Below are 21,604 nucleotides of genomic sequence, written 5' to 3' on the forward strand. Positions count from 1 at the left end.
AGATGGCACTTACGTTCGGGTTTTGGTCGGAGCAAGAAACCCAGGTCGGGCAGAGCTATGCTCGCCGACTTCATGAATTGGTGGACGAGGTGCGCCTCGCGGAAAAGGTCGGGTTCGACTGCGTCGCGCTTTCCGAGCAGCACGTAGCGCTCGGTGGCATCTCGAGCTCAGCGCCTGAAGTCGTATATGGCTACCTCGCCGCCGTGACGTCGCGCGTGAAGCTGCGGTCCGCGGTTACCCTGATGCCGCACAGGATCAATCACGCTTTGCGGTCGGCAGAGCGATTGGCGGTCACCGATATCCTATCCCATGGCCGCATGGAATTTTACGGCGGCCGTGCCAATACGACCATCGCAATGCGCGCGTTCAATGTCGATCCAAGTGAAACGCTTGCGCAGATGGAGGAAGGTCTCGCGCTTCTGAAGAAGTCGATGCGCGAGGATATCTTCACTTTCGAGGGCAAATATTACCAGATTCCACCGCGAATGCTCGTCCCGAAGCCGGTTCAGAAGCCGCATCCGGTCATCGGCATTGCCGCGACCAGCGAACGCAGTCACAGCTGGGCCGGCTCCGAAGGGCTGGCCGTGATGAGCAGCAACATCTACCAAGGGTGGGAAATCCAGGAAAGGCTGATCAACGCGTATCGCAGTGCTTGGAGACGGGACGAACTCGGCCCGCTCGAGCGTCCTCGCATCGGCATTCCGCTCTTCTTCGGCATCGGCCCCACGGACCAGAAGGCGAAGGACGACTACGCTGAGCCTCTGATGCACTATGCGAGGATCTCCACCGACGCGTATCCCCGCTTGGCGAAACTTGCTGATGACTATGCGTACATGAGCGAAAGCGTCCCAGCGATGGAACGTGCCGCAAAGGACTGGGACTATCTGCTTAACCACTCCGCGACGACGGTCTGCGGAAGCCCCGACACCGTCATTCGCCAGATCGAAAAGTTCCAGGCGCTCGGGATCGATGAGGTGCTTCTTCATCTCGATTCGGTGAACCACGAGAAGATCATGGAAGCGATCGAGATGGTCGGGCGCTATGTGATTCCCCATTTCAACGACAGAAACAACGTCGTGCGGCCCACGGAAGACATCCTGGGGCAAATTCGAGCGATGCGGCCTCAGAAGTAAATTCGTAAAGAAATAAAAGGGAAAGACCAATGCAACAGCATGGCTACAAGTATCTGATCATCGAGAAGCGCGCCAGCGGCGTTGCCGTCGTGACGATGAACCGGCCGGAAATTCTGAACGCGATCAATTGGGACATGCACGAGGAACTGGAGCAGGTCTTCGTGGATCTCGATAAGGACAAGTCGGTCCGTGCGATCGTGCTGACCGGCGCGGGGCGCGGCTTCTGTTCGGGCGGCGATCAGAAGTCGCTCGACAAGGGCAAGCTTCCGTCGCCGACAAGGAGCGGACGTCACCTTATCCGCAACATGCTCGAAGTCGAGGTGCCGCTCATCGCGGCGGTCAACGGCGTTGCCGTCGGGCTTGGCGCAACGCTCGCCCTGTTTTGCGACGTCATCTTCGCAAGCCCGACCGCGCGATTTGCTGATACGCACGTAACCGCTGGCGTCGTCGCGGGCGACGGTGGTGCGGTGATCTGGCCTCTCTTGATGGGGCCTGTGCGCGCGAAACACTATCTCATGACGGGCGATTTCATTTCCGCAGAGAAGGCGGCGTCGATGGGGATGATCAACGAAGTCATTTCGAACCGGGACGTCAAAGACGCTGCGATCGAATACGCCGAGATGCTTGCGGGGGGCCCGCAGGAATCGATCATTTGGACGAAATACAGCGTCAACAAGATCATCAAGCAGTACGCACACCTGCTTCTCGATACTTCGGCCGCGCTTGAGATGCTTACCTTCGCCTCGCCAGAGCGTCGTGAGGCTGTAGCCGCATTTGCGGAGAAGCGGAAGCGCTTCGCGGAGCGATAAGATGAACGTCGAATCCCTTACGTCGGGAGCTCAACTCGTCGACGTGACCATTCCGCAGCTTCTGGGCGCGCGAAGAGCGGAACGTCCGGATACGGTCGCGTATCATCAGAAGCGTCACGGCGAGTGGATCGCCGTGACGTGGAAGCAGTATTCGGATCGGGTCGCGAGCCTGGCGGTCGCCCTGCAGAAAGCCGGGCTCGAGCGCGGCGACCGCATCGCCATCATGGGGGACGTGTCCCAGGAGTGGCTGCTTGCGGACATGGCGACGATCTGCGCCGGCGCAGTAATGGTCGGTGTCTACTTTACCTCATCGCCGGAAGAAGTCGGCTACTATCTGAGCGATTCCGGAGCGTCCTTTGCCTTCGTCGGCAGCGAGCTTCAGCTGGGCATCGTCCTTGGATCCGGCCAGGCTGAAAAGCTGAAAAAGATCATCATGCTGGATGGTGCATGGAACGGGGCCGGCGGAGCGGCAAATGTCGTCTCCCTGAAGGAATTTTGTGGGACGGCTCCAGTCGACACCGACGCATTTTTGCGGGAGCAGGCGGCGAAAGCCAAGGCCAGTGACCTGGCGAGCATCGGGTATACCTCCGGTACTACAGGCTTCCCGAAAGGTGCGATGCTGACCCATCTCTCGTTGCTCGCCGGCGCGCACTGCGTGACGACGTTTACCACGCGCATGCGCACCGACACGCATCGCGTTGTCGTCCATCTGCCGATGTCGCATACCGTCGCGCGCGCGCAAGCCACGACAATGCCATTGATCGCAAAAATAGTTCCGTATTTTGGCGAGACGAGCGCGGATTTCGCCCAAACGATCAAGGAAGTCAGGCCGACCTACTTCATGGCGCCGCCGCGATTCTTTCAGCGGTTTGCCACGCAGATCCTCAGCAAGGTCCATTCCGGATCTGCGAGGCAGAAGCAGGACTATCAATTCGCGATGAAGATCGCCCGCAAGGCGCTTGATGATCGTCAGGCTGGTGGTGAGCCAGACCCTTTCATCTCCGGGCTCTTCGAGGTCTGCCGGAAACAGATATTCCGTCCATTGCTTGCCGAAGTCGGATTCGAAGAGCTCACGGTTGCCTTCACGTCCTCGGCGGCGATGCCTTCCGAACTGATGTCTCTGTGGCAATTGTGGGGACTTCAGCTCAAGGAGTGCTACGGCCAGACAGAACTGGTCGGAGCCAACCTGGTCCAGATGGCAGAATGGCCCGAGGCTGGCACTGTCGGAGTGCCTTTGCAGGATCCGGCGTGGGAGACAGCGGTTCTTGAAGACGGGGAAATGATCACCCGCGGACCGGGACTCTTTGTTGGATACTGGAATAAGCCCGAGGAAACCAAGTCGGCTCTGCGGGACGGTTGGCTCTATACCGGAGATATCGTCGAAGTCGGGCCGACCGGGCTTTTCAAGCTGATCGATCGCAAGAAGGAAATCATCAATACCTCCAACGGGAAGTCAATTAGCCCGACCCAGATCGAAAACGAGATCCGGCATAGTCCGTTCATCTCCGAAGCGGCGGTGATTGGAGAAGGAAAGAAGTATCTCACCGCGTTGATCGAAGTCGACGCGACCGCGACGATGGATTGGGCGAAATCGCGCGATCTCAAGATCGCGCAGTATTCGGACCTGGCGAATTCCGAGGTGGTCGTCCGAATGATTGAAGGCGAGATTGCCAAAGCAAACAGCCGGCTGGCGAGAGCCGAGCAAATCAAGGCCTTTCGAATACTGCCGGAGGAGCTGTCTCCGGAGAATGGCGTGATGACGCCGACACGAAAAAAGCGCCGAAAGCAACTGATGGAACGATACCGGTCGCTGATCGATACGCTTTACGACGACACCGAAGAGAACCTGATCAAGACCGAGATGGGAATGTGATCTGAACCATTGCCGCTTACGCAAATCATACGTGCAGGGCGCGTGTCGCTGCAGATTTCGAGCTTCAGCGCGCACCGTCATCCATGAAGTTTCCTACCGAACCGTCTCAACATTCATTGCAGTCAACAGAAGGGGACATCACATGAAGAATCGCATCGGAAACGGGATAACGCGCCGCACCGTACTCGGCACTGGCGTTGGCATCGCTGCCGGGCTTGTATCGTGGCCGGTCAAGGCGGCGACCCCCGCCAAGGTGCGAGTCGGCGCGATCATGCCCAGCAGCGGTGTGTTGGCGTTCCCCGGACAGGCTTGCGTGCGCGGTATCAACGTCGGTGCGAAGTTCGCCAAAGAGAAGTTCGGAATCGACATCGAAATCATCCATGCGGATACGCAGAGCAGACCGGAGAACGGGCGAATCGCCGCCGAAGGCCTCATCAGGCAAGGTTGCACGGTACTCATTGGAGCCTGGGACTCAGGAGCAACCATCTCGGCGCTTCAGGCCGCGGAGGCCGCAGCCGTTCCGATGGTGGTGCATATCGCAAGCGCGACCCAGGTGACATCGCAAGGGTTCACCCAGGTCTTTCGCTACTACCCCACGTCGCTGACGATCGTCAGGAAGTCTCTCGCCGACTTGAAGTCGGTCCTGTCGACGCTGAAGGATCCGCCAGCGAGCGTTGCCGTTCTACATCTCAACAACACGATGGGCCAATCGACCGCGGCAAGCATCGATCAGGCCTGGAAGGAAGAGAACGTTCCGGTGAAGGTCGCTCAGTACGTTCCGTATGACGAGCGGGCCAAGGACCTCTCGGTTGAGGTCGCGAAGGCCAAGGCGTCGGGGGCCGATGCGCTCGTCTCGGTGACGCGCGTCAATGACGCCATCATGATCATTCGGGAATGCATCAAGCAGGGGTGGAATCCCAAGATGATCTTCTCGCCGAACTCCAACGGCGTGCAGGATAAAGCGTATTACGACGCGCTGGGCAAATATGGCGACGGCGGAATCGCGACAGGCTTGTGGTGCAACCCGAAGGCACCGGACACCGAAGCCATTCTCAAGCGGTTCGCCGCCGACTATCCAAACGACTGGTTCGATGGAAACGCGGGATGCGCGTTCGAAGCCGTGCAGATTGTCGGAGATGCGGTGATCCGCGCAGCTTCCCCGGAGTCTGCAGCAATCCATGCTGCGCTCAAGACGACTGACATGACGCCGTTCCTGATGTCGAGCGGCAAGATCAAATTTGATGCTACCGGCCAGAATATGGGCAGCGACATAACCATGCTGCAGGCGCAGAATGGAAGGCCCCGTGTGGTCTCGCCGCGGGCCGTTGCGGAGGCGGAACTGCAGTATCCGCTGGTTCCGTTCAACGCGCGGTAAACGAGAGAAGCGATGCGGCCCCGACAATCGCGCCGGGGCCGCGGCTCTTCGATGGTTGAGCTCTCTGACTCTCCGATTATCGCGTTATACGAACGGCTCCCGGCTGGCGAAGCTGGACCGCTCAGCGAGGAAGCGACGGGGGCTCTTACCCATTGTCTTCTTGAACATGGTTATGAAGGCGCTAGGCGTTTCATAGCCCAGATCGAGTGACACGGCCTGGACGGAAGATCCGTCCGATAGTCGCTGCAACGCGACCAAGATGTGGAGCCGCTGTCTCCAGCGCCCGAACGTCAGCCCGGTTTCCTTGAATACCAGACGGGCGAATGTGCGCTCGCTCATCGCATATCGAGCAGCCAACTCCTCGACCGTGCTGCGATCGGCAGGATCATTGAGAAGCGAGGCGGCCAGATGCTGAAGTCGACTATCGGAGGAGATAGGAAGGTACATATGTTCGGTGGACATCTGCACCAGTTCGTCGAGCAATACGCGCCCAAGTCGACTTGTCGGTCCCTCGATCGGATACAAGGGCGGAAATACGGACAATCGATGTATCAACTCGCGGACGAGCGACGATATCGTGAATGTGCAGCAGGTGGTTGGAAGCGTACTCGCCTGCGGATCGATGAAGACGACGTAGACTTTTCCGTTGTCTGACACGCAGTTGCTGTGCAGAACGCCGGCGGGTATCCATACGGCACCCTGCGGCGGAACGATCCATAATCCGCCCGGTACACGGCACATGACCGATCCATGAGAGGCGACCACCAGCTGCCCCTTCTTGTGCGAATGAAGTGGTAGCTCGTCGTTGTCCTGACCTGTCTCGAGGCAGAAGGAGACGACTGGTCGGTCGAACTGGTCTGGATCGATCGGATCGTAATTGATCCGAAGGTCCGGCAAATTCATTCGGGCAAAGCCGTCATCCGTTTCAAAAGCGGGTGACTTGCGCATCGAATTCACTCGTTGAAACTGCAGTTCCAATCTGTCGGGCGGCGATAAGGCGAAGGATCCCCTCAAAGGATAGCTCGCTGAAACATGATCGTCACGGAAAAGTAGGGCGGCGGAGGAAAAATTTCGCGGCAGAACACTGAATGCGGCCCGTCCGGCGCGCGGCCGCGAGGCGATCGGTCCCTGGTGGTCGCGGTCGCCGCTTGGCATCCTGCCTGCGGATCGTTGAGAGAGCCTCCACCCAGTTGCGCGACGAAAGCGACTGCAATTCATGCGTGCGAATCCGGCCGCGGCAGCATGGCGCGTTTCACCCGTCTCCGTGCAGAAGAGTTCTTATCGGCTCTGCTCCTATGCGCGATGCGGCAGAGAATGCCAGGTATAGGCGATAGCGCGCCCCCTTTAGCTGCGCATTCTGTCAGATGGGTTGGATCTTCGGCAAAACATGCCGGGCAACTCAATGCTACCAAGGAAGGAGTTCGCTGGAACCAACGAGAATGACCGTTCACATCGATCCGCTGATCAAGGTGGCCGATGCGCAATCGTGGAATGACGGAGTGCTGATCTTCGACCAGGAGACGCATTGCATTGTCGGCGGCGTATCGTTGGTCCGCACGCTGGCGACATGATCGGAGAGATATAGCTGGGATGGGCGCCGATGCGATTGATATCGGCAACACCATTTATCCGCATCCCGCGTTTGGAGAGACGATAGGCATGGCTGCGGAAATCTATGAAGGTGTTTGCATGGACGTGTTGCCGAGCGGGAAGAAAGCGCCGAAGCGCGTGAGCCATTAGAAATCGAAAAGAAGGCGGCATGCGGCTGTCCCGCCGCCGGCTGGCATAAAGGACCCGGAATATGGCGGAAGATGCTCGGAGTGTCTTCAGCATACCTTTGAGCGCTCAAGAGGAGGAGTTTGCGGCAGCATGCCGCGACTTCGTTCTGGAGAGGGAGCCTAATCTAGCGTCGTCCATCGTCGTAGTGAACAACCAGCTCACGATAGCCAATGACCTACATGTTCGGGAGGCATTTATGGAAATCGGTCTCGCTAGATTGGTCCGAGTTCTACATCTCGCAATCGATGGCAAGGCGGTTGCGGTTAAGAGAGTGCCAAAACTTTTCTTCGACCTGGCGCGCTTCAGAACAAAGATTATCCGCACGCTACGCAGAAACAATTGAGGATAGCCACTCAGAGAATATCTTCACTATGGCGACATTGATCGCACCTGACCTGCCCTGCACGCGTTGCGGAAGTCGCCCGCGCTGCTGCCTGCCAAGTGTAGGAGGGAAGTGCATCACCTCGTGCGGAGCGGGAGGCGGCCGGCGGCCGGCTTGGCGAGGAGGACGTGGAGTTCTTGGCCTTAGACAACGTTGTGGAAGAGGCGTTCGCCGCTCACTCGCGCCGTCGTGTTCTTCGCGGGGCAGTGTCGGAGTCGGTATGTGACTGAGATCTGTGCGATTAAGATGCCGGAAAAGTTATGCAGTGGCATCGTCTTCAGCACAAAATGCTGTGCGGAATGTCTGATAGTTCTGCTGCTGAGATCGTTCGTTGAGCTGTCTTCGATCGAAATCCGCATTCGGCGTTTCGCGAGAGATCACCATCTTTCGCTTCCTCCCTTTACTTGGCCCGGCTCCATCGCCGGGCCATCTTGTCTCACCGCAGCCGGCTGAAACGATTGGCCAACGATTCGGCTCATCGATGATCGTCAATGTGGACCACTGCCGGTTCAGCGGCGTATGATTTTCTTGAGAAGTTCGGTCAGCGTTCGAAATTCTTCCCGGGTCAAGGGAGCGAATGTCTCGCTTGAAATCTCACCAACAGTCTCGATCGCGGCATCCGCTACGCGCCTGCCCTTTTCAGTCAAATCGATTTCCCGCCGTCGTGGATCCAAGGGATCCTTGGAGCTCTTGATCAGGCCGCGTGATTTGAGACGATTGATAACGCCGGTGATTGTGGCTGAGTCGTAGTGAATCAGCCGTCCTAGGTGGTTTTGAGAACAAGGTCCGACCTCTCTCAATTTCGCCAGCGTTGAGAATTGGGGTGCAGTTAGTTCTTCAATCATCTTCGCGGCAAAGATGGACGTGTGAGTACGGAGCGCGACGCGCAATAAGAAGCCCGGTGCGTCATCCAGCCTATAGGACTGTACAGCTTGCTTCAGCTTCTCCGCCGAGCGCGCCTTTGTTTTCGATTGCACGACTTTCGTCCCCTCGCGGTACGTTGCCTGAGCTCATTTTTAGAAGAGTGTGACTGTTCAGCTCCGAAAGTCTTCGGCGCTGGTCGATTGTCTACATTCGTTGAACTCAGGAATCCATCTTTGTTCGACCTCAGTCTGCTTTATCGCGCTCTGCCGCGTCGAGGCGCTTCGGCGATGGCCGGCCCCTTTTCCGGCGCATCGGCTTCCGGGCGCTGAAATCTAGGACATCGAAGGATTGAAACCGCGCGGCGGTGAACATTGGGTGCAAGCGACTTGTCGCGCCCTGTCTCCATTCTGGGGCCGATGCACACGATCTCATTAGTTGTGTACAAGCGTAGCACTTGCATACGAGTGATAAATGGCTTAGCGTCCGCGGATTGCCTTCGTGAGGAGCCAAGCAGGCCCTGCAATCTTCGGCGGAGGCATCCAGATACCATCGGATTTGCGGATGTCGGCAACTGACAACATGAGTTCCGTTCGACCCGACCTGATTGAGAAGGTCACGGGGCGCGCCGAGTACGTGACCGACCTGACGGTTCCGGGAATGCTGCATGGGTTTGTGGTTCGCTCGCCGGCCATTCATGCCCGCATCGTTTCGATCGATACGAGCGCTGCACGATCGATGGACGGCGTCGTGGACGTGCTCATCGGCGAAGATGTCGCTTCGTTCGGTTGCTGGGGCGTTGTGCTCAAAGACCGGCCGATCATCGCGACCGACCGTGTGCGATATGTGGGCGAACCCGTCGCCGTAGTGATCGCGGAGACGATCGAGATCGCGGAAAATGCCGCAGAACTGGTCGATGTCGAATACGAGGAGCTTCCGCGCGCAACGACCATCCAGGAAGCCATTGCGGAAGATGCGCCGCTCATTCATGAGCGCCACGAAAATCTCGAAGACTTTTACTTCAAGGGCGGGGCCCGGCCGACCCAGAACAGCAATATATTCCACACTTACCGGAACAACGTCGGAGACGTTGACGGCGCGGAGGCGGCCGCGGCCTACATCCACGAAGACCGTTTCACCTTCCCGGCGATTTCGCACTTTGCAATGGAGCCGCATGCGGTCATTGCGGATTTCCAGCGGGACTCCCTGACGGTCTGGGCAGGTGCACAGACGCCGACCGCTGTTCAGAAAGTGCTGTCGCGGCTCTACGGACTGCCGTTGGCCAAGGTCCGGGTGATCGTTCCGTTTGTCGGCGGAGGGTTTGGCGGCAAGGCCTCGGTGAAGATCGAGCCGTTGGTTGCGGCCGCTTCGTGGAAGGTGCAGCGCCCGGTTCGCGTTGCCCAATCCATGGCCGAATCGATGCTCACCTGCCGAAGGCTGGGTGCCGACATCACGATTCGAACGGCGGTGGACGCCAAGGGGCGGATCCTCGCCAAGAGCGCCAAGCTGCTGCTTGATGGCGGGGCATATTCCGACACGGGCTCAGCCGTCGCCACGAAATCGGCAAATCGCATCATCGGCCCTTACGTGGTGCCCAATCTGCGCCTCGAGGCGTGTGCGGTCTACACGAACACCGTTCCAGGTGCGGCCTTCCGCTCGATCGGGGGGCCGCAAGCTGTTTGGGCCAAAGAATCGCACATGGATAATGTCGCGGCGGCAATCGGCATGGATCCGGCCGAGTTTCGGTTGCTGAACCTCGCGTCCCGCGGAGAACGCATCCGACCCGATTTGCGGGCGCTCGATATGGATATGAGCGATCTGATGGGCCGGGTGACCCAGTCGTTCGCATCGGAGGTGAAGGCGTCCAACCGGCAGGCGCGCGGACTGGCAGTCGCAGCAACCGATCCCGCCAATACGCCGATCAGTAACGCGATCGTACGTCTCAAGATCGACGGGTCGATCCTCGTTTCGGTTTCCAGCATCGAAGTCGGGCAGGGGGCGCACGCGACCATGGGACGGATCGCGGCGCAGACCTTGAAGCAGCCGATCTCGGCGGTAACCGTCTTGCGCACCGATACCTCCGTGGCCCCTTACGATTGGGGCACAGGCGCAAGCCGATCGACCGTTGTCGTCGGCCTTTCCGTCGAAAATGCCGCACTCGACGCGGCTGATCAGATCCTCGAAATGGTTGCTGACGTCTGGGAGCTTCCCCGGGAGAACCTGTCGCTTGTTGAGGGCGGTGTCTCGACCGGATCAGAGGTTCTCACTTTCCATCAAATTTTTCACCGCACGTTGGGTGTCGATTCGGGAGAGGTCATCGGCCGCGGTGCGATTACGCCGCGCTCGAAGAAGGGCGCTCTGGTCGAGTCCCCTCTGTTCTGGGAGACTTCCGCGGGCCTCGCTGAAATCGTTGTCGATGAAGACACCGGCGAGATCCATGTCCCCCGATATGCCAGCGCCGCTGACGTCGGCCGCGTGATCAATCGCGTCGCGGCGGAAGGGCAGGACGAGGGGGCTGCCATCATGGGCCTCGGACACGCGCTTTATGAAGTGCTGGAGTTCGAGGATGGCCAGCCGATCAATGCGACGCCGATCGATTATTCGATACCGCGCATCTCCGACGTTCCTGCCGTGTTTGACACCATCCTTGTCGAAAACGGCGACGGTCCTGGTCCAGGCGGCGCCAAGGGAATGGGCGAGGGGGCGATCCTTCCGGTCGCGCCAGCGATCGCCAACGCGCTGTTCTCCACCTACGGCATTCGGATCACCGACCTACCAATGACGCCCGAAAAGGTATGGCGCGCCCTGCAGAAGAGGAGCTGAATTCATGGAATTCAATATGTCGATGGTGGTGCCAGCGACACCGGCGGAGCTTTGGAGCACGCTGCTCGACGTCCCTCGCATATCGGGTTGCATCCCCGGCTGCGAAAACGTCGAGGAAATCGAGCGGCTTGCAACTTACAAAGCGACCGTCAAACAGAAGATCGGCCCCTTCAAGCTCGAGGTCCCGGCCGACATCATCGTTGAATCGATAACGGAGCCGTCTCACGTCCGCACGCGCGCCACGGGTCGCGACAAGATCACCGGGACGAGGCTGGCGGTTGTTCTCGACGTGACCGTGACGCCGGAAGGGGCGGGGTCCACATTCGCAGTGGACGCGAAGGTCGACGTGCAAGGTCGCCTCGCGACTATGGGGTTCGGCGTCATCAAGCGTCGCGTCGATCAGAACTTCGAGGAGTTCGAGAAGCGGCTCAAAGAAATGTTGGGCGCGGCCTGATCATGCTGCCTTCACCCTTCGCATTCGAGAGGCCTTCGACGATCGCCGACGCCGTGCGTGCGGTCGGAGAGTCCGGCGACGGCATGTTCTACTCCGGCGGAACCGAACTGCTGCTGGCGATGAAGATGCGCGTCATCCATACGGACCGGCTTATCGACATCAAGGGAATCCTTGGACTTGATCGCATTGTTCTCAGCGATGCGAATGACATCGAAATCGGTGCGCGCTGTACGCACAATAAGATCGCCAGTGATCCTGTTATTCGCGAGCATGTGCCGGCGCTGTCCTCGCTCTGTGCCAACGTCGCGAACGTCAGGGTCCGCAGCGTCGGAACGATCGGAGGCAATCTGTGCTTCGGTGAGCCCCACGCCGATCCGCCGACGATGCTCGCGGCTCTGGACGCACGGCTGGTGCTTAATGGCCCCCGCGGCACGCGTGTCGTTCACGCTGACGATTTCATCCGGAGTGAGCTGGAAACGGTGCGAGAGCCGGATGAATTACTGACGGTCATTGTGTTTCCGCGCCCGACCGGACCTGTGACCTATCGGCGCTTCAAGCATGGTGAGAGGCCCTCGGTAAATGTCGCGATGGCTTGGTCGCTGGGCGCCGGCGGAAGGACGATCAGAAGCGCCCGCGTGCGGGTCGGAGCGCTCGGTTCTCGACCTCAGCCTTTGAAGGCCATCGAAGATGTCCTCCAGGGCATATCCGTCGCCGAAGTCCGCCCGGCTATCGAGGCGGTGCTCCCGACGGCGCTGGGTGAGCTGGAAGTCAACGAGGATCGGCATGGCGGCGCCGACTATAAGCGCCACCTTGCGGGTGTCTTGCTTCTGCGAAACGCGGAAGAGGCGATCGCCGCAGCCGGGAGCGTGTGAAATGACAGATGTGTTGCCAATCTCATTCTCGTTGAACGGTCAGGCGATCGCGATCGACGTTCCAACCCATACGCTATTGATCGACCTTATCCGGGATCGCCTTGGCTTGAAGGGAACCAAGCGTTCCTGTGACATGGAGGTGTGCGGCGCGTGCACCGTTCTGCTCGACGGTGAGCCGATTTCGAGTTGCACCACACTCGCCGTCGATGTCGATCAGCGCGAGGTCACGACCATCGAGGGCGTGACGCCGCCCGATGGCCTGTCACGGATTCAGAAGGCGTTCGTGCTTCACGGCGGCCTTCAGTGCGGCTTCTGCACGCCAGGCTTCATCATGGCGGTCACGGCGTTGCTAAAGGCGACGCCGCACCCGACTGACGAACAAATCCGTCACTACCTGCACGGCAACCTCTGCCGTTGCACCGGCTACACCAAGATTTTCGAGGCCGTAAGGAGCCTTGCCGCCGAGCAAGTCTCCGAAGATGCCGCCTAACCCGTTGCGAGACAGCGCAATTATCGTTTGGAGATGTCATGAGCATTGAACAGGTCAATAAATCAAGCGTCCTCATTGCCGGCGCCGGCATTGGCGGCTTGGCGATGGCGCTATCGCTGCTTCGTCGCGGCATCGATTGTGATGTATTTGAGCAAGCGTCCGAGTTGCGCGAGGTGGGAGCGGGTCTTTGGATCTCCATGAACGGCGTGCGCGTTCTTCGGGATCTCGGCCTCACCGAACAGGTCGAGCAGAACTGCATCGCGGCCGAGCGACGCTCGATCCGGCTCTGGAACACCGGTGATAGGTGGCCCCTCTACAACCGCAGCTCCGACGCGGCGCGCAACCAGCCCTATTTGCTGCTGCGTGCTCACCTGCTGAAGATCCTCGTTGACGGCGTGCGCCAGTTGAAGCCGGGCGCCATTCATCTGAACGCCAACGTTGTCGGGTTCAGTCAAAACGATGAAGGGGTTCGGGCCAAGCTCGCTGACGGCTCCGAAGTCGAAGGGCGCGCCCTGATCGGTGCTGACGGTGCTCATTCGAAGGTCCGTCTTGGCCTGATCGGCAACATCGAGAGCCAGTACACGAAGGCCATCGCCTGGCGTGGTCTCGTGCCGGTCGACCGCCTTGCGCCGCATCAGCGCGAACCCGAGGTGGCAACCTGGATCGGGCCCACCGCTCACGTCACGGCCTATCCGGTGCGCTGGCAGAACACGGTCATGATGACCTTTTCGGGCCAGGTCGACCATAACGCCTGGCTGCTCGAATCCTGGTCGGAGAAGGGCTCGGTCGAGGACTGCCTGAAGGACTTCGAGGGGTGGCATCCGGACATCGTCGAGCTGGTCAGGAACGTGGATACCCTGAACAAGTGGGGCCTGTTCGTGCGGCCGTCGCTGGGTACGTGGTCGAAGGGACGCATCACCCTGCTCGGCGACGCCTGCCATTCGATGCTGCCGTACCTCGGGCAGGGTGTGAACATGGCCCTGGAGGATGCATCCGTCCTCGCCCGCTGCTTCGAGGAGAATCCCGATGACATCGCGTTGGCATTCAAGACGTATCAGGGCCTGCGGCTCGATCGCACCACCATGGTCACGAAGTCCGCGGCCGGCATGCTGCCGATCTTCCACAACCAGGCGCTGTGCAAGCCGGAAACGGCAGGTGACTACATCAAGACCCAGTGGGCGCCGGAAGCGACGGCTGCGCGGTACGATTGGATCTACCAGTACGATGCGACCACCGTACCGCTTCACTGACATGCCCGCGAGTGTGACCGCTGGAGCGCAGCCGTGATTGGCACCAAGCAGCCCTGGGACGATGTGATACCGCTGGACGAGCGCGAGATCTATGCCCTCGCCGGGCTGGGTGGCGCGGCGGGATTCGGCAAACGACCGGCATTGCTGGTCATCGACGTGCAGTATCGCTCGGTCGGCAACCGGCCGATGCCGATCCGCGAAGCGATCAAGCAATATCCGACTAGCTGCGGCGAAGCCGGTTGGCACGCCATCGCACACATCGCCGAATTGGTGCGGCTGTTTCGCGAGAAGAAGTGGCCGGTGATTTTCCCGCATGTCGCACGGAAGGTGGGCCAGGACCAGGGCGCGTTCTCCTCGAAGATTCCGGGTATCATGCGGATCCCGCCTGAGGGCTATGACTTTGTCCGCGAGGTGGCTCCGGAGCCCGGCGAGTTGCTCCTGCCGAAGACGCAGGCAAGCGCGTTCTTCGGCACTCCGCTTGCGACCTATCTGATCGGTGCCGGCGTCGACTCGCTGGTGGTGACCGGCTGCACGACCAGCGGCTGCGTGCGGGCCTCGGTCGTGGATGCGTGCGCGCTGAACTTCAAATCAATTGTGCCGAGCGACGCCGTCTACGACCGCTCGCCCACGTCCCACGCCGTCAACCTGTTCGATATCGCCAGCAAATACGCGGACGTCATGCCGACGCAGGCCGCTATCGAGCGGCTTCACGCGCTGTCGGATGACCCCACAGAGGATCAGAGAACGTGAGCGGCGCCGCGGCATCCGGATTGCTTTACGGCGCGCATGTGCGTGCCAACGGCATTCGGCAGCATTATCTGCGGTTCGGCGGGTCCGGGCCGGCGGTCATCATTGTCCCCGGCATCTCGACGACTGCGGCGCAATGGGCCTTCATCGCAGAGCGTCTGTGCTCCGGACACGACGTTTTCGTGCTCGATGTCCGCGGTCGCGGCCTTTCCGAAAGCGGCCCGCATCTCGACTATTCGCTCGACGCATGCGCATCCGACCTCATCGGGTTTGCTGAAGCGCTCGGAATGGGCCCTTACGCGCTGCTGGGCCACTCGATGGGTGGCCGCATCGGAATCCGCGCCGGGCGTTGGCGGCCATCGTCCATGGAGCAACTGATACTGGTCGACCCGCCGGTCTCAGGTCCTGGACGTCGCGCCTATCCGATTCCGGTCGAACCGCTTCTCAAATTGCTTGAAAGCGCGAAGCGCGGAGAAGCCGACGCGGCGCTGCGAAGCCCCTCTGCTCCGCGGTGGCCCGAGCAGCACATCCGCACCCGGGCCGAGTGGATGCATACCTGCGACGAGCGTGCGCTCATCGAGAGCCACAAGGGCTTTCATCACGATGACATTCATCGCGACCTCGCCCATCTCAGCGTTCCGACCGCGTTGATCGTCGCGGGGCGGGGCGGGGTCATTCTGCCCGAAGACGAAGAAGAAATTCGCGGATTGCTGCCGTCAATCGCGATCAGGACGCTGCAAAGCGCCGGTCACCAAATGCAGATCGACGATACCGAGGGCTTCCTTTCGATCGTTGAAGAGCTTCTAGCGCGACCGCGCGATCGGTTCGACGGCCGCTTGTCTAGGTTCGGCAAACAGGAGATCAGTGAAGATGTCCCGACAAATCGTTGATGTTGAAATGCTCGAGCTCTTCAAGGCCGAGCTGGCACTCTGCAAGGTGAAGAAGGGCGAAGTCGTTGCGGTCCTGAGCGGCGGCGAGGATCAGCAGGAATACGCCCAGGCCTTCATGCTGGCCGCGCAGAGCCTGGGCGCAACGACCTTTCATCTCAACGTGCCCAAATACGGCCAGGGCAAGGTCGCGGGCTTGCAGGGCCGGCATGCGCTCACGGGCAACCAGCCGGCGATCGATACGCTCAAGCGCGTCGATATGGTGATCGATCTCCTCGGGTTGCTGTTCTCTCGTGAGCAGCTCGAAATTCAGGAAGCGGGCACGCGCATCTTGCGCGTGATGGAGCCATTCCACATCCTCAAGAAGATGTTTCCGACTGAAGATCTGCGCCGGCGAACGGAGCTCTCTCGAACCCTCCTGCAGTCGGCCCGCAAAATGCGGATCACGTCGCCGGGCGGAACGGACGTAACTTATGGACTGAAGCAATACCCGGTCATTTCCGAATACGGATACACGGATGAGCCTGGGCGCTGGGATCACTTCCCGTCAGGCTTTGCCTTCACTCAGGCGACCGACGGTGAAGTCAACGGCACGGTGGTGCTGATGCCCGGCGACATCCTCTGCGCGTTCAAGCGTTACATCCAGTCGCCGGTCACGCTGACCATCAAGGACGGCTATATCGTCGACCTCAAGGGCGAAGGCACCGACGCGCTGCTCATCAAGAATTATATCGACAGCTTCGGCGATCCGCGCGGCTGGGCGATCTCGCATATCGGCTGGGGGTCGAACGAGCGTGCCGCCTGGCACCACATCGCGGCTTCCCAGGAGCTGTCGTCGGAGCACATCATGAATGCGCTCTCCTTCTACGGAAACGTCCTGTTCTCGACGGGTCCGAACACGGAGCTCGGCGGTACGAATGACACGCCGTGTCATTTGGACATCCCGCTTCGCGGCTGCAGCCTGTGGCTCGACGATATCCACATCCTCGACAAGGGCGAGTTTGCTTATCCGGAGCTGAGGGCGCCGGGCCGCTAGGCCCTGCACATCAAGCACGCAACCCCGGAGTCGCGAATGCGACTCCGAATGATACCGGAGCCGCGTTCGCGACTCCCAACGATGCCGAAGTCGCATTTCGACTCTCAAAGACGCGGCAAGCGTCTCGGGCACGTCCATCGACTTCAATCCTCCAACAGGAAACGCGTCACATGTCGGCAACCATCTCGAGTTCGGAAGACTACACGCCGGGGCAACGGTATTCGATTATGATCTCAGCGATGCTGGGCTACATACTCGATTTCTACGACGTTCTGATATTTCCGTTCCTCTTGCCTGCGATCCAGCGATCGATGTCGTTATCGTTGACCGAGGTCGGCTCGCTGCAAGCTCTCACATTGTTCGGATCGGCCATCGGCGGAGCGCTATTCGGCGTCATCGGTGATCGACTTGGCCGAAAGACCTCGCTTCAACTCACAATCGCATTGTTTTCGGTTGCCGCGATCGTTTCGGCGTTCGCATGGAATTACTGGTCGCTTGCCGTGCTACGGTTCATCACCGGCATTGGTCTTGGCGGCGAGTACGGCGTCGGCATGGTGCTCTTCAACGAGGCCTGGAAGAAGAACAGCCGCGGTTTTGGTGCGGCTGCCCTTCAAGGCTGTGCTGTGATCGCGTCATCCACAGCTTCAATCGTTGGCATCTGGCTGATTGCGACGTTTAGCGACGAGTGGAGCTGGCGCATCGGCCTGCTGAGTGGCGGCGTACCCATCCTGCTGATTATCTTCATTCGCTTCTTCATGCCTGAATCCAAGATCTGGCTGGAGTATGAGGCGCAACGCAAGGCCGGCCGGGCTACTGCAGAAGCTCGTACACTTCCTCTTGCGGATCTATTCCGCAACGGGCTGGCACGGCAGACCGTCATCGCCTTCGTATGGCTGATGAGCTACATGCTCTGCTACTATAGCGTCGTCTCCTTTATTCCGACGCTGCTGCTGCGGGATATGCATACGCCGGGTGATGTTGTTCGCACGACGGCAGTTCTGCTCTCCGTGGTCAGCGGCATTTGCTATCTCGCGAACGGCTTTTTCAACGACAGGGCTGGCCGCCGCTTCGGAGCGCTTGTGCCCGCGCTGTTTTGGGTCGGGTCTCTGGTCGGTATGGCCGTCTGGGGCAGCCAGCTCTACGCCGGATCGAAGACTGAATGGCCGATGTTCTGGCTCTACATCGGCTTCGGCATGGGCAATGTGGCGCTGGGCGTGACCGGTGTCTGGATATCCGAGCTCTATCCGGTCAACCTGCGCGCGACGGCGGTGTCCACGTTCTATATGGGCGGTCGCGGGCTCGGCAGCATAGCGCCTGTGATTGTGCCTCTTGCGGCCGCTCACTTCGGTGGAAGCTTGCTCAACGGCATGGTTGCGGTGGCCCTTCCTGCTGCGACTGTGTTCATTATCGCCTCTCTTCTGCTTCCAGAGACCCTCGGTCGCGATTTGTCCGCGAAGGGCTTTAAGGTCGACATGGAAACGGAACCCACAATGAAGGCCGCTTCGGTGTCGGGTGTTTGACCCTGGTGGAGGGACGCTTGACCGGCGAGATAGGCGTTGTCGACCCGCTTGTCTCGTCGATGCATGCGGCGGAACTCATACACACCCGCTGACGGGACGGCACAGCGCTTTCAAAATCGCCAGGCACTGCTTGCAAGTTTTGCGCTTGCGAACAAGTTTTGTGCTTGTACACAAGTGATGATCAAAATATCGTTACGCTCGCTGATCTTGGGTCAACGGCTCCTGGATAAGGGGCGAACTTGCGCGTCCGGAGTTGAGCGCGCGCTTGGTCGATAGCCGGCCTCAGATCATTCGTCGGACAATTCGAGGATCACTCAAGATGCGCATGTTAGTTGTAATGACCATCGCTGCTAATCTTTCCCCTGCCGGGTCTCTCGCGCAAGCTGCCGACGACCCGTTTCCTACGAAGCCGGTCACCCTGACTGTCAATTACGGCGCGGGCGGCGGATCGGACGCGATTGCCCGCGCGCTCGGACGAGCACTTGAAAAGCCGCTCAAGCAACCGGTTGCGATTGAGAACATTGCCGGGGGAGCCGGAACGCGCGGTGTCACCGCCGTCGTCACGGCCGAGCCGGACGGATACCAGATCGGTGTCGCAACGAACAGTCCGATGACGATCGCCGTGCATACGGTCAAGGGATTGTCCTGGGGAAACCCCAGCACGTACGATATTCTGGGCGGCATTGGCATCGTCTACAACACCATCTGCATTCAGGCGGACTCGCCGTTGAAGACGCTGGATGACGTGGTGACGTACGCGAAGGAGAACCCCGGGAAGCTGAAGGTCGCCAGCATTGCGGGCGGAATCAATCAGTACACTTGGGACGCTTTCGCCAAGAAGGCGAACATCAACGTGAGGTTCGTCCCCTATAGCGGCGATGCGGACGGCGTTGCCTCCTTCCTCGGAAAGAACACCGAACTTGCGGCGCTCACCTGGCCGGGGCTGAAGGCCCAGGTCGAAGTCGGAAAAGCGCGTCCGCTGGCGGTGTTCGGTCCCGAGCGGATGAGCTCGAACCCGGATGTCCCGACGTTCAAGGAACTGGGCTACGACGTCATCACCACCAGCGACTACGTGGTCTATGCTCCGAAGGGAATTCCTGAGGCCAAACGTCGCGTTCTCGTCGAGGCCGTGAAGCAGGCCGTGTCCGATCCCGACTTTATGCGGGTGCTCTCCGCTCAGAACATTCAGGTGCAATTCACCGATGGCGAGAAGATGACCCGTCAGTTCACGGAGATCTTCAACGCCACGGCTCCATCGACCCCGGGCGGAAAGTAGGCCGCAGATGGACCAGGCGATAGTCATCAAGACCGAGGCTTCGACAGCGGCCAATGCTCCGGCATCGACCACCGGAATCAGGCTCACATCGCTCATTCTGACGGTCGCGGGACTGTTCTATCTCTATCAGGCGATCGAACTGCCGATGGGCGACCCACCGGGAACGGGCGTCGGCGCCGTACCCATCCTGGTGGCGGTCTGCTGGGTGCTATTCGGCGCATTGGTGACGGTTCGTAACCGCGGCGTATCTGCTGATCTCGGTCCCTGGCCCCGGGGCAGCGCGGCGCTGCGCGTCGGGGTCGCCTTTTTCCTTTGCGTGATGTTCATCGTCGGGCTGCCCTTCTTTGGGATTTTCCTGACGACCGGGATCTTCCTCCTGTTGATGGGACGTCTTGCCGGCGCACCATGGACGAGTGCCGTCGTTCTCAGCGCGGCAACACCTGTTGCGTTCTGGATTGTCTTCTCATTGGGCTTGAAGGTATCGCTGCCGTTCGGCTCCCTTCTCACTGTCATTTTCAGGGGCTGATCATGGATCTGCTCGGTAACATGCTTGGCGGGTTCGCCGTGGCTCTCCAGCCCGTGAACATTGCGGCCGCACTGCTCGGGGCGCTTGTGGGCACCGCCACCGGCGTTCTGCCAGGTCTCGGCGTGCTGGGCGCGATGGCAATCCTGATGCCGATCACGATCCATTTTTCCGCAGTGACCGGTCTGATCATGTTGGCCGGGATTTACTACGGTGCCATGTACGGCGGATCGACCACGGCGATCCTCCTCAGAATCCCCGGCGAAAGCGGATCTATCGTCACGACGATCGACGGTTACGAATTCGCGAGAAAGGGACGAGCCGGCGCTGCCTTGATGATTTGCGCCGTGGGATCGTTCATCGCCGGAACGATCAGCATTGTCGGGCTCAGCCTGTTCACCACGCTGCTAGCCGACGTTGCGCTGCGCTTCTCGTCTCCAGAGTTCTGCCTTCTGGCGCTTTTGGGCGGTTTGACGCTGGTGCGCATCACTGGAAACGATCCAGCCCAGAACATGGTCATGCTTTTGATCGGCATGGCTCTGGCGACGATCGGCGTCGATGCCGTCAGTGGCGACACGCGCTTTACATTCAACACGAGTACGTTGGCATTGGGCTTTGATCTCGTGCCGGTCGCGCTGGGCCTGTACGGACTGAGCGAGCTGTTCCACGTCCTCGCCTCGAACGAAGGATTTCCGCGTGCCACCACCGTGCGTTTGCGGCAAATGATCCCGACGCGCCGCGAGTGGTCGCGTGCGTGGCCAGCCATCGTGCGAGGGTCGGGCATCGGCTTTCTTATCGGACTGTTGCCCGGCCCGGGCTCTCTCACATCGACCTTCGCCTCCTACGGCGTCGAAAAGGCCATCGCCCGAAAGCACCGGGACGAGTTCGGCAAGGGAGCGATCGAGGGCTTTGCCGGGCCGGAAGCGGCGAACAACGCGGTCGCAACCTCGGCACTGGTGCCTGTTCTGAGTCTCGGGATTCCTTTCACGCCGAACGTGGCGTTGATGCTCGGGGCGCTTATCGTTCAAGGCATACAGCCCGGGCCGCTGCTGCTGTCCCAACATCCAAACGTCGTGTGGGGCCTCCTCGCGTCCATGTATATCGGAAATGTGGCGTTGCTCGCCCTGAATTTGCCGCTGGTCGGGATGTGGGTCCGGCTGCTGCGCGTTCCGCAATACACATTGATCGCCTTCATTTTCGCCGTCAGCTTCATCGGCGTCTACACGATGCGAAACAGCTACTGGGACCTTTGCGTTCTGGTCGGCTTCGGAGCCGTCGGGTCGGTTTTGCGCCAGATCGGTTTTGATCTCGCGCCGATGATTCTCGGCTTGGTGATCGGCCCGATCTTCGAGAAGGCGTTGCGCGAAACGCTGTTCCTGAGCGGCGGGGATCTCACGATCTTTGTCACGCGGCCGATCAGCGCCGTGCTTTCGGCCCTTTGCGTAGTGGCGGTCGTCGGTCCCACCATTGCCGTGTGGATCACGCGCGGGAACCGCCTTTCGCAGCAATCGTAA

The 21,604-nt window shown here is 60.0% G+C and carries 20 protein-coding genes; 18 read left to right on the forward strand and 2 right to left on the reverse strand.

Annotated elements, in window-relative coordinates; genetic code table 11:
• Positions 1–2 precede the first annotated feature (2 nt).
• From AC5ZG5_RS40275 to AC5ZG5_RS40290, 4 genes are all read left to right on the forward strand, one after another.
• The gene (locus tag AC5ZG5_RS40275; protein ID WP_456646243.1) at positions 3–1,133 is read left to right on the forward strand and encodes an LLM class flavin-dependent oxidoreductase; all 1,131 of its coding nucleotides are present in this window, start codon (positions 3–5) and stop codon (positions 1,131–1,133) included.
• Positions 1,134–1,162: 29 nt separating this feature from the next.
• Positions 1,163–1,942 carry an enoyl-CoA hydratase/isomerase family protein gene (locus tag AC5ZG5_RS40280; RefSeq protein ID WP_456646244.1) on the forward strand — a complete coding sequence of 260 codons (780 nt, stop codon included), beginning with the start codon at positions 1,163–1,165 and terminating at the stop codon, positions 1,940–1,942.
• 1 nt (position 1,943) lies between these two features.
• Positions 1,944–3,815, forward strand: a complete 1,872-nt coding sequence (locus AC5ZG5_RS40285; RefSeq protein ID WP_456646245.1) for an AMP-dependent synthetase/ligase — start codon at positions 1,944–1,946, stop codon at positions 3,813–3,815.
• 142 nt (positions 3,816–3,957) lie between these two features.
• Positions 3,958–5,190 (forward strand): ABC transporter substrate-binding protein, encoded by a 1,233-nt coding sequence (locus AC5ZG5_RS40290; protein WP_456646246.1) that lies wholly within the window; start codon positions 3,958–3,960, stop codon positions 5,188–5,190.
• A gap of 84 nt (positions 5,191–5,274) precedes the next feature.
• Here the strand turns inward: AC5ZG5_RS40290 and AC5ZG5_RS40295 are convergent, their stop codons facing one another.
• On the reverse strand, positions 5,275–6,345 hold the full coding sequence (locus tag AC5ZG5_RS40295) for an AraC family transcriptional regulator (RefSeq protein WP_245287145.1): 1,071 nt from the start codon (positions 6,343–6,345) through the stop codon (positions 5,275–5,277).
• A 284-nt stretch (positions 6,346–6,629) separates the two neighbouring features.
• Here AC5ZG5_RS40295 and AC5ZG5_RS40300 point away from each other — a divergent pair, with 284 nt between their 5' ends.
• The gene (locus AC5ZG5_RS40300) at positions 6,630–6,761 is read left to right on the forward strand and encodes a hypothetical protein (protein WP_456646247.1); all 132 of its coding nucleotides are present in this window, start codon (positions 6,630–6,632) and stop codon (positions 6,759–6,761) included.
• Positions 6,762–6,780: 19 nt separating this feature from the next.
• Positions 6,781–6,930 (forward strand): hypothetical protein, encoded by a 150-nt coding sequence (locus tag AC5ZG5_RS40305; protein WP_456646248.1) that lies wholly within the window; start codon positions 6,781–6,783, stop codon positions 6,928–6,930.
• A gap of 930 nt (positions 6,931–7,860) precedes the next feature.
• Here AC5ZG5_RS40305 and AC5ZG5_RS40310 read toward each other — a convergent pair.
• The gene (locus AC5ZG5_RS40310) at positions 7,861–8,328 is read right to left on the reverse strand and encodes a MarR family winged helix-turn-helix transcriptional regulator (RefSeq protein ID WP_130223022.1); all 468 of its coding nucleotides are present in this window, start codon (positions 8,326–8,328) and stop codon (positions 7,861–7,863) included.
• Between the two features lie 448 nt (positions 8,329–8,776).
• On the opposite strand from AC5ZG5_RS40310, the gene AC5ZG5_RS40315 reads away from it, so the two are divergent.
• The 12 genes from AC5ZG5_RS40315 to AC5ZG5_RS40370 all read left to right on the forward strand — a co-directional run bounded on the left by AC5ZG5_RS40315 (position 8,777) and on the right by AC5ZG5_RS40370 (position 21,604).
• Entirely contained in the window at positions 8,777–11,035 is a 2,259-nt protein-coding gene (locus tag AC5ZG5_RS40315) for a xanthine dehydrogenase family protein molybdopterin-binding subunit (RefSeq protein WP_456646249.1), read from the forward strand.
• Positions 11,036–11,051: 16 nt separating this feature from the next.
• The gene (locus AC5ZG5_RS40320; protein WP_456646250.1) at positions 11,052–11,489 is read left to right on the forward strand and encodes an SRPBCC family protein; all 438 of its coding nucleotides are present in this window, start codon (positions 11,052–11,054) and stop codon (positions 11,487–11,489) included.
• Between the two features lie 2 nt (positions 11,490–11,491).
• Entirely contained in the window at positions 11,492–12,361 is an 870-nt protein-coding gene (locus AC5ZG5_RS40325; RefSeq protein ID WP_456646251.1) for an FAD binding domain-containing protein, read from the forward strand.
• A gap of 1 nt (position 12,362) precedes the next feature.
• On the forward strand, positions 12,363–12,851 hold the full coding sequence (locus AC5ZG5_RS40330; protein WP_028161651.1) for a (2Fe-2S)-binding protein: 489 nt from the start codon (positions 12,363–12,365) through the stop codon (positions 12,849–12,851).
• A gap of 38 nt (positions 12,852–12,889) precedes the next feature.
• Positions 12,890–14,101 (forward strand): FAD-dependent monooxygenase, encoded by a 1,212-nt coding sequence (locus tag AC5ZG5_RS40335; RefSeq protein WP_456646252.1) that lies wholly within the window; start codon positions 12,890–12,892, stop codon positions 14,099–14,101.
• Between the two features lie 33 nt (positions 14,102–14,134).
• Complete coding sequence (locus AC5ZG5_RS40340) at positions 14,135–14,851, forward strand: isochorismatase family protein (protein ID WP_456646253.1); 717 nt, start codon at positions 14,135–14,137, stop codon at positions 14,849–14,851.
• A complete protein-coding gene (locus AC5ZG5_RS40345) occupies positions 14,848–15,738 on the forward strand; it encodes an alpha/beta fold hydrolase (RefSeq protein ID WP_456646254.1) in 891 nt (296 codons plus the stop codon). The genes AC5ZG5_RS40340 and AC5ZG5_RS40345 overlap by 4 nt, the downstream gene beginning before the upstream one ends.
• On the forward strand, positions 15,719–16,771 hold the full coding sequence (locus tag AC5ZG5_RS40350; RefSeq protein WP_028161655.1) for a 2,5-dihydroxypyridine 5,6-dioxygenase NicX family protein: 1,053 nt from the start codon (positions 15,719–15,721) through the stop codon (positions 16,769–16,771). The genes AC5ZG5_RS40345 and AC5ZG5_RS40350 overlap by 20 nt, the downstream gene beginning before the upstream one ends.
• 170 nt (positions 16,772–16,941) lie before the next feature.
• Positions 16,942–18,291 (forward strand): MFS transporter, encoded by a 1,350-nt coding sequence (locus tag AC5ZG5_RS40355; RefSeq protein ID WP_130223006.1) that lies wholly within the window; start codon positions 16,942–16,944, stop codon positions 18,289–18,291.
• 265 nt (positions 18,292–18,556) lie between these two features.
• Positions 18,557–19,567 (forward strand): Bug family tripartite tricarboxylate transporter substrate binding protein, encoded by a 1,011-nt coding sequence (locus AC5ZG5_RS40360; protein ID WP_456646255.1) that lies wholly within the window; start codon positions 18,557–18,559, stop codon positions 19,565–19,567.
• Positions 19,568–19,574: 7 nt separating this feature from the next.
• Positions 19,575–20,093, forward strand: a complete 519-nt coding sequence (locus AC5ZG5_RS40365) for a tripartite tricarboxylate transporter TctB family protein (RefSeq protein ID WP_456646256.1) — start codon at positions 19,575–19,577, stop codon at positions 20,091–20,093.
• Between the two features lie 20 nt (positions 20,094–20,113).
• Positions 20,114–21,604, forward strand: coding sequence for a tripartite tricarboxylate transporter permease (locus AC5ZG5_RS40370; protein WP_456646262.1), 1,491 nt, complete (start codon positions 20,114–20,116; stop codon positions 21,602–21,604).

The sequence above is a fragment of the Bradyrhizobium sp. Ses1 genome (genome assembly GCF_059512365.1).